The sequence below is a fragment of the uncultured Anaerococcus sp. genome (genome assembly GCF_963510915.1).
GTDB lineage: Bacteria > Bacillota > Clostridia > Tissierellales > Peptoniphilaceae > Anaerococcus.
The window spans coordinates 1-6,492 of the sequence record NZ_CAUPHG010000085.1 but is presented as its reverse complement, the minus strand read 5'-3'; the positions used below and the strand labels follow the sequence as shown (position 1 = coordinate 6,492).

The window sequence follows — 6,492 nt, the reverse complement described above, 5'->3', positions numbered from 1 at the left end:
AAAACTAAACGCATAATAAAATGAGTGATAATCAGTACTGGATCCTAACATATGACTACTGATGATCACTCATTTTAAATGTAGTAAAAAATTTTGTAAGCAAAATTTTTTACGGTTTTCACAATTTATCGAGCAACGAAGTTGCGAAGAGAAATTGATGAAAAACATTATGCAGCGGAGAAAAAAGGACGCGACGAACAGGAGCGTTCTTTTTTCGTAGTCGCAAATTGCACGTGTAGTGCAAACAAAATTTGTGCGTTTTTCATTATTTTACAAGCACGAAGTGCGCAGGAAAATAATAGAAAAACCTTATGCAGCGAAAAGAGCCCGATGCGACGAATAGGAGCATTGGGCTTTTTGAGTCGCAAATTTCTATTTTCTAAAACAAATTTTCAAAAAGTAGTCTGTGACGTTCTTATTTTGTTCCCACAAAAGCAATTAATTTCATTAGTTCATCCTTCATTTCAAAAGTCTCAGACTTCGACCTTATTTCCATATCCATAAGCCTATCGTTAATAGCTATCAAAGATTCCATCTTGTAATTTCTTGTATTATTTTTTGCCTTTCTAAGTTCAAAAGACCCAATTTTACTAGCTTTCATTATAAAGGAATCATTATAATTTGCTTCAGTCAGGCTTTTTACAGCTGTTAGTATCCTAAATTGCCTTATTAGCATATGGTAAATCATAAAGAGATCTTCGCCTGATTTTTCCATCAAAAGTAGGGTTTTCAAGGCTTCTTTTATGTCTTTAGTCGCTATGGCATCTGTAAGGTTAAAGATGTTTAAATTTAAAACCTGGTCGAGCTGGTCATCAATATCTTCTTTTTTTATAATTTCGTCACTTGAATTTGAAATTATCTTATCAACAGTGTTTACAATCTCAAATAAATTAACTTCGCTATTATAAGCCAAATATGAAAACCTATTAATTATCTCATCTATATCTTTATTTGAAATTTTTTTATTATTTTTTACAAATCTCCTACCAATAAAAGACCTTAACTCATTATTATTAAGTCTATCTATTTCTACTATGGTTCCGTTTTTAGCAATTTCCTTATAAAATTTCCCCTTAAAGGGAGTGTTTTCCGAAAATATCAAAAGTGTCGCATAGGAAGGGAAATCTTTGGCATCTGCTCCCAATTGATCGAGCAAATCCTTGTAATTTTTAAGCCCATCTTTTGATAAATCTATATTTTGCCAGATAATAATCTTTTTATCTTCCATGACCGGATAGGTTTCATAGGAATTTTTGATTGTTTCAAAGTCGGTTTCGCCTTTAATTTTAATTAGGTTGAAATCCTTTATGTTTATAAGTCCTTCCGCTTCCTCTATAATAGTTGTATTTAAAAATTCTTCTTTAGAATCAAACAAATATATGCCAGATGTTTTAAAGCCAGTAAAGTTTTTAAAAAATTCTATATATTTCACCTAAAAAATCCTCCTTTCAAATATTTTTCAACCCTAACTCTTCCCTTGTATAATTTAATATTTACTAGACCATCTGTTTGGGTATTGTATTTTTTTAGATTCTCTACATTTTCAAGAACCTGTTTATTAGGGTGGCCGTAGGTATTATCCCTCCCTGCCGATATTAAAACCATTTTTGGACCTACTTCTTTTATAAATTCTTTTGAGCTAGACGAAGCTGACCCATGATGGGATAATTTTAAAATGTCTGCCGTTACTTTCAATTTATCCTCATAAGTTGATGACAAGTCACCCATAGTCAATATTGTATTTCCCCTTATATTAATCAAAAGTCCAAGCGACTGGTCGTTTCTTTCACTCACTCCTTCAGTTCCATCATAAATACACGTAATTTTGCCAGCCGACAAGGAGTATTCATCACCTTTTTTCATAAAAACCGGCCTATACTTATCCTTAAATTCTTTTGAAACCTTATTATCAGTGATAATATTTTTTACCTTTATATTTGCCTGCAAAATATCTAGGTTCCCGCAATGATCCGAATCTTCGTGGCTTATAAAAACCCCTTCAAGCTCTTTAATTCCCAGACTTTTTAAATAAGGTACTAGGATGCTTTCGCCCGAATCATAATCCTTGTATTTGGGCCCACCCACGTCTACCATATAATATTTTCCCTTATCATTTAGTAAAAAGGCATCTCCTTGACCAATATCTATCATTTGATATTCTATTGGCCTATCAAAACTTCTGACTCCTATAGAAATTAAGACAATACCCAAAGAAATCTTTAAAAATTTTCCCAGATGTTTTTTGTTTTTTATATTTGTAAGCACATATATAAGGACAAATAAGTATAGGCTAACAAATATGCTTTCTGCCACAAAATCAACTGATAAAAAATCAATTCTAGCTAGAACATCTGTCATATTTAATATAGACCTTATTATGGTGTCAAGAATTATAAAGCCCGGTCTTAATAAATTTCCTAGGATAGGATATAAAAATATTAGGCTAAAGATAAGATACATACCTATCTCAAATACTGGCACTATCAAAAAGTTTGCTGGTATTGCTAGCAAATTGAAATACCTAAAATAATACACGCTAAAAGGCATGACTGCTATTTGGATGCTGGTTGTAAAAGCGAGATTATTTCTCACAAAGCCTTCCCTAAAATATTCCTTTAGCCTTGGATAAATCTTATAGATAGCAAGCATGGTTGTAAATGATAAAGTAAAGCCTACATTTAAAATAGCAAAAGGATTTATAAATAAAATCAAAATCGCAGCTACCATCAAAGCCTTGACCTTATCAACGCCCCTCCTTAACAAAAAGCCCATAAATATAATAGTGCCTACTATTATTACCCTAAGAATAGAATAGGCAAAGCCAATTATATATCCATATATAAGGGCAAGGGTTAAGGATATGGCTACAGACTTTTTATAAGAAAATCTTAGCTTGGATAAAATAAAAATCATAAATCCCATTAGCAAATCTAGGTGAAAACCAGAAATAGCAAGGATATGAGCAAGACCAAGCTTAATTATAGCTTTTTTATCAAAAAGATTATCTGCTAAAACTACAGATATTACAAAGTCTCCCGCTTCTTTGGATAAATTTTTCCTAAAAATCCTATTTACATAAGAAGTAAATCTTCTTCTTAGACTTAGAAAGATATTAGCTGATTTTTTTCTAGTAACTTCTGCGTTCAATTTTTTTGGCTTAAATTCAAGACCAATCCCCTTAGAAATAGAATAAAACCTATAAGAAAACAAGTTTGGATTTGTATTTCTCTTAATAAGTCTTAAATCACCAGCACATTCGATTTTATCGCCAATATCAAAGTCACCCTCATTAAACATAAAGGCTTTTTTCTTATTTTCATCAATCTTTATAGTATATCTAAAGGCATTCTCGCTCATTTTTTTATCAATTATAGTAAAATTGATATTTACATTAGCGCTCTCCTTTAGGTTGAGCATAGAAAATTTAAAACTCGCCAAGGAAAAACCGACAAGGATTGCTAGAAAAAATACGGCATATTCTTTGCTTTTAGTATAAAAAAATAAGAAAAGCCCACCAAAAACAAGCCCGAAATAAAGGATATTAACATTTTCAAAATTAATAAAGCCCAGAATTCCAAGGATTAATTCCAAAAGGAAAGGGGCGATTCTTTTTTTCATAAAAACCTCTATTTAATTATATCATATGATATAATAGATGAGAGGTGAATTATGAAAATTTACGAAAAATATCCAGAAATATTAACTTTCACCACAGATGTGAAGGATAAGAGATTTAAAAATAACATTAGCCAGCTCCTAGTAGATAAAACTATCTTTATGCCTACAGATGATTTTTTGATAAACGATTACAAGACTGCTGGTGGACTTGAAGTTGTTGATGTTAAAGAAAATAAGGGCAAAGACTTAATTTCTGTAAAGGGCAAATACACAGAAGATACTATCGAATTGCTTGTTGATAAAAAACTCAGATACAGAAACCTAGCCTACAATACTGCCTACATCCTCTTTCAAATTTTCCTAGAGGGCTTTTATGGTAAGGTCAAAACCAATCTTTTCCTAAGCGAGGATAAGGCCTATATCACCCTATTAAATTACACATCAGACTTAGACCCAGAACTTTTTGATGAAATGATAAACTACGCCATCGAATCAAATTTACCTATTACAAATAAGGCTGGAATTACAGAAGTAACCGGTCTTGGAACCGTAATTAATTCTTATATTAATTTTAACAATACCTACAAGATTAGACGTTTTAAGGTCCTTGATCTTAATCGAGATGGAAAAAATACAATAATTTCTATAGCAGCTGGCAATAATTGACAAAAAACTTTTACCATGGTAAACTATTAGAAATTTAAAGAAAGGAGAATAGAAAAATGACAATTATAAAAAAAGGAAAGAAAACCCGTAACTAGTAAGTAAGGATAGCTCCTTGACTTACATAAGAATAACAAGGAGGATGCCGAATATCGGCACTATGAAAGAATTTAAATTTTTAATTAAAAAGATGGCTAATTTAGAGCCAATCATGTTTTTACTAATCGCACTTTATGGTCTATTTGTAGGAATCAAACCCTTCTTATGGATTATTTCCCCTGCCTATATTTTAGAAAACTATCAAGGAAATCCTCAAATTTTCCCAGTATTTTTCCTAGGCTTATTTTTTATCTCTTCGTTAATCAGCTTTTTTGATGCCTTTGTTATGGGCAATTACAGGATGAGAATGAACCACGTCCGCTACAAGCTAATGAATATGATCACAGAGTACTCACTCTATCTCCCTTATGCCAAGAAAAAAGAAAAATTAGAATCAGAAAAAATAAATGACGCTATGAAGGCTGTAAAATCGCCTTGGGCAGGTGCTGGTGGCATAATGATGGATTTGCCAAATATCTTCGCCATGCTTATTTCTATCTGTGGATTTTTGTGGATATTTACTTCTATGGATCTTTGGGTACTTTTGACAACCATCATCCTAACCATCATATCTTGGATATTTCTAGACCAAGTACCAAAGGCCTATGACAATTATTGGCAGGAGATGAGTCCTAATTGGGATAAATTTGCCAAGCTTAATAACGAGATGAAATCCCCCCTATCTAAGCAAGATATTTTGATTTTCGATACAGTAAGGATATTTAAATCCTACTATGGCAAAACCAACAAGAATAGGATAATCCGCCTAGGAGAAATCAACACAAAGACTCTTAGGATTTTCACTCTGGCAAATGTCTTTAACCTAATCAGAGACGGCTTTATAATTTATTGGCTAATGACGGGCCTCATTGCAGGTAGAATTTCTCTAGCATCTTTCTATGTCTATTTTACAGCTGTCTTTGCCTTTATAGAATTTAACCGCCAAACTATGTGGGTTTTTTCTGAATTTAGGCAAAATTTTGCTAAATTTAAGCCATTTTTTTCTATTGTAGAGGTCTATAAGAATGAAAAGAAAGAGATTTATCCTGAAAAAATGGAGATAGTCCTTGATAATCTTTCCTTTAAATATCCAGGTACAGATACCTATGTATTAGAAAATATTAATCTAAGGATAAAAGATTCTGAAACAATTGCTCTTGTTGGAGAAAATGGTGCAGGCAAATCTACCCTTGCCCTAATACTTGCAGGCCTTTATGAGCCAAGCGAAGGAAGAATACTTATTAATGGGGAAAATATAAAAGATTCTCACATAGACTATAAAAAGCTAATCTCAGCTGTCTTTCAAGATTCAAATCTTTTGCCATTTTCCTTTAAGGAAAATATCCTAATGTCAACTGAGGATAGGAATTTAGACAATATTTACAAAATGACCCACCTAGATGAAATCATAAATAAGTATGAAAAGAAAGACAAGCAAATCCTTTTAAGAATTTTAGACAATGACGGGATCGACTTGTCTGGCGGTCAAAAGCAAAGGCTATTTTTAGCCAGAGCTATTGCCAAATCTAAGGCTAAGCTTTTAATCCTAGATGAGCCAACAGCCCAACTAGATGCCCTTAATGAAAGAGAGCTTTATATGCTCTATGATGATTTGACAAAGGATAAGTCTTCAATTTTTATCTCCCACAGGCTGGCATCGACTAAGTTTTGTGACAGGATAATTTATCTTAAAGACGGGAAGCTTCTCGCAAATGGTACTCATGATGAACTGATGAAGACTTGCGAAGACTACAAAGACCTCTACAATCTTCAAGCAAAAAATTATAAGGAGGTCCTATGAAAAATATAAGAAAACTTTTTAAAGAAATTGATAAGGTCTATCCAGGATTTACCTTTAAAATAATGATTGCAAACCTAATCTTAGGTCTTTTGCCACTTATAAATATTTTTGCTCCAAAACTAATAATAGATGAGCTCATGGGAGCAAAAAGGATCTCTTATTGTCTAGGGCTTGGTAGTCTGGTTTTGATCTTGGGTTTTATAAGACAGATAGGATCAAGGTCTTTGACCAATTACCTAACTTTAGTTTTTGAAGATATGTTCGATAAACTAACCTTCAAAATAGCGAAAAAATCTCTAAGGCTACCCATA

The 6,492-nt window shown here is 32.4% G+C and carries 4 protein-coding genes and 1 pseudogene; 3 read left to right on the top strand and 2 right to left on the bottom strand.

Annotated elements, in window-relative coordinates:
- Window positions 1-415 precede the first annotated feature (415 nt).
- On the bottom strand, window positions 416-1,432 hold the full coding sequence (gene holA, locus RQ893_RS07230; protein WP_311482377.1) for a DNA polymerase III subunit delta: 1,017 nt from the start codon (window positions 1,430-1,432) through the stop codon (window positions 416-418).
- Window positions 1,429-3,618 (bottom strand): DNA internalization-related competence protein ComEC/Rec2, encoded by a 2,190-nt coding sequence (locus RQ893_RS07225; protein WP_311482376.1) that lies wholly within the window; start codon window positions 3,616-3,618, stop codon window positions 1,429-1,431. The genes holA and RQ893_RS07225 overlap by 4 nt, the downstream gene beginning before the upstream one ends.
- A gap of 51 nt (window positions 3,619-3,669) precedes the next feature.
- Here RQ893_RS07225 and RQ893_RS07220 point away from each other — a divergent pair, with 51 nt between their 5' ends.
- From RQ893_RS07220 to RQ893_RS07210, 3 genes and pseudogenes are all read left to right on the top strand, one after another.
- Window positions 3,670-4,284, top strand: coding sequence for a hypothetical protein (locus tag RQ893_RS07220; protein ID WP_311482375.1), 615 nt, complete (start codon window positions 3,670-3,672; stop codon window positions 4,282-4,284).
- A 157-nt stretch (window positions 4,285-4,441) separates the two neighbouring features.
- Window positions 4,442-6,181 (top strand): ABC transporter ATP-binding protein, encoded by a 1,740-nt coding sequence (locus RQ893_RS07215; RefSeq protein WP_311482374.1) that lies wholly within the window; start codon window positions 4,442-4,444, stop codon window positions 6,179-6,181.
- Window positions 6,178-6,492, top strand: a pseudogene (locus RQ893_RS07210) (ABC transporter ATP-binding protein); the annotation flags it as partial. The gene RQ893_RS07215 and the pseudogene RQ893_RS07210, both read left to right, overlap by 4 nt.

Coding starts and splice junctions, on each gene's coding strand:
- RQ893_RS07225 (WP_311482376.1), bottom strand. CDS start 3,618: ATGAAAAAAAGAATCGCCCCTTTCCTTTTGGAATTAATCCTTGGAATT.
- RQ893_RS07220 (WP_311482375.1), top strand. CDS start 3,670: ATGAAAATTTACGAAAAATATCCAGAAATATTAACTTTCACCACAGAT.
- RQ893_RS07215 (WP_311482374.1), top strand. CDS start 4,442: ATGAAAGAATTTAAATTTTTAATTAAAAAGATGGCTAATTTAGAGCCA.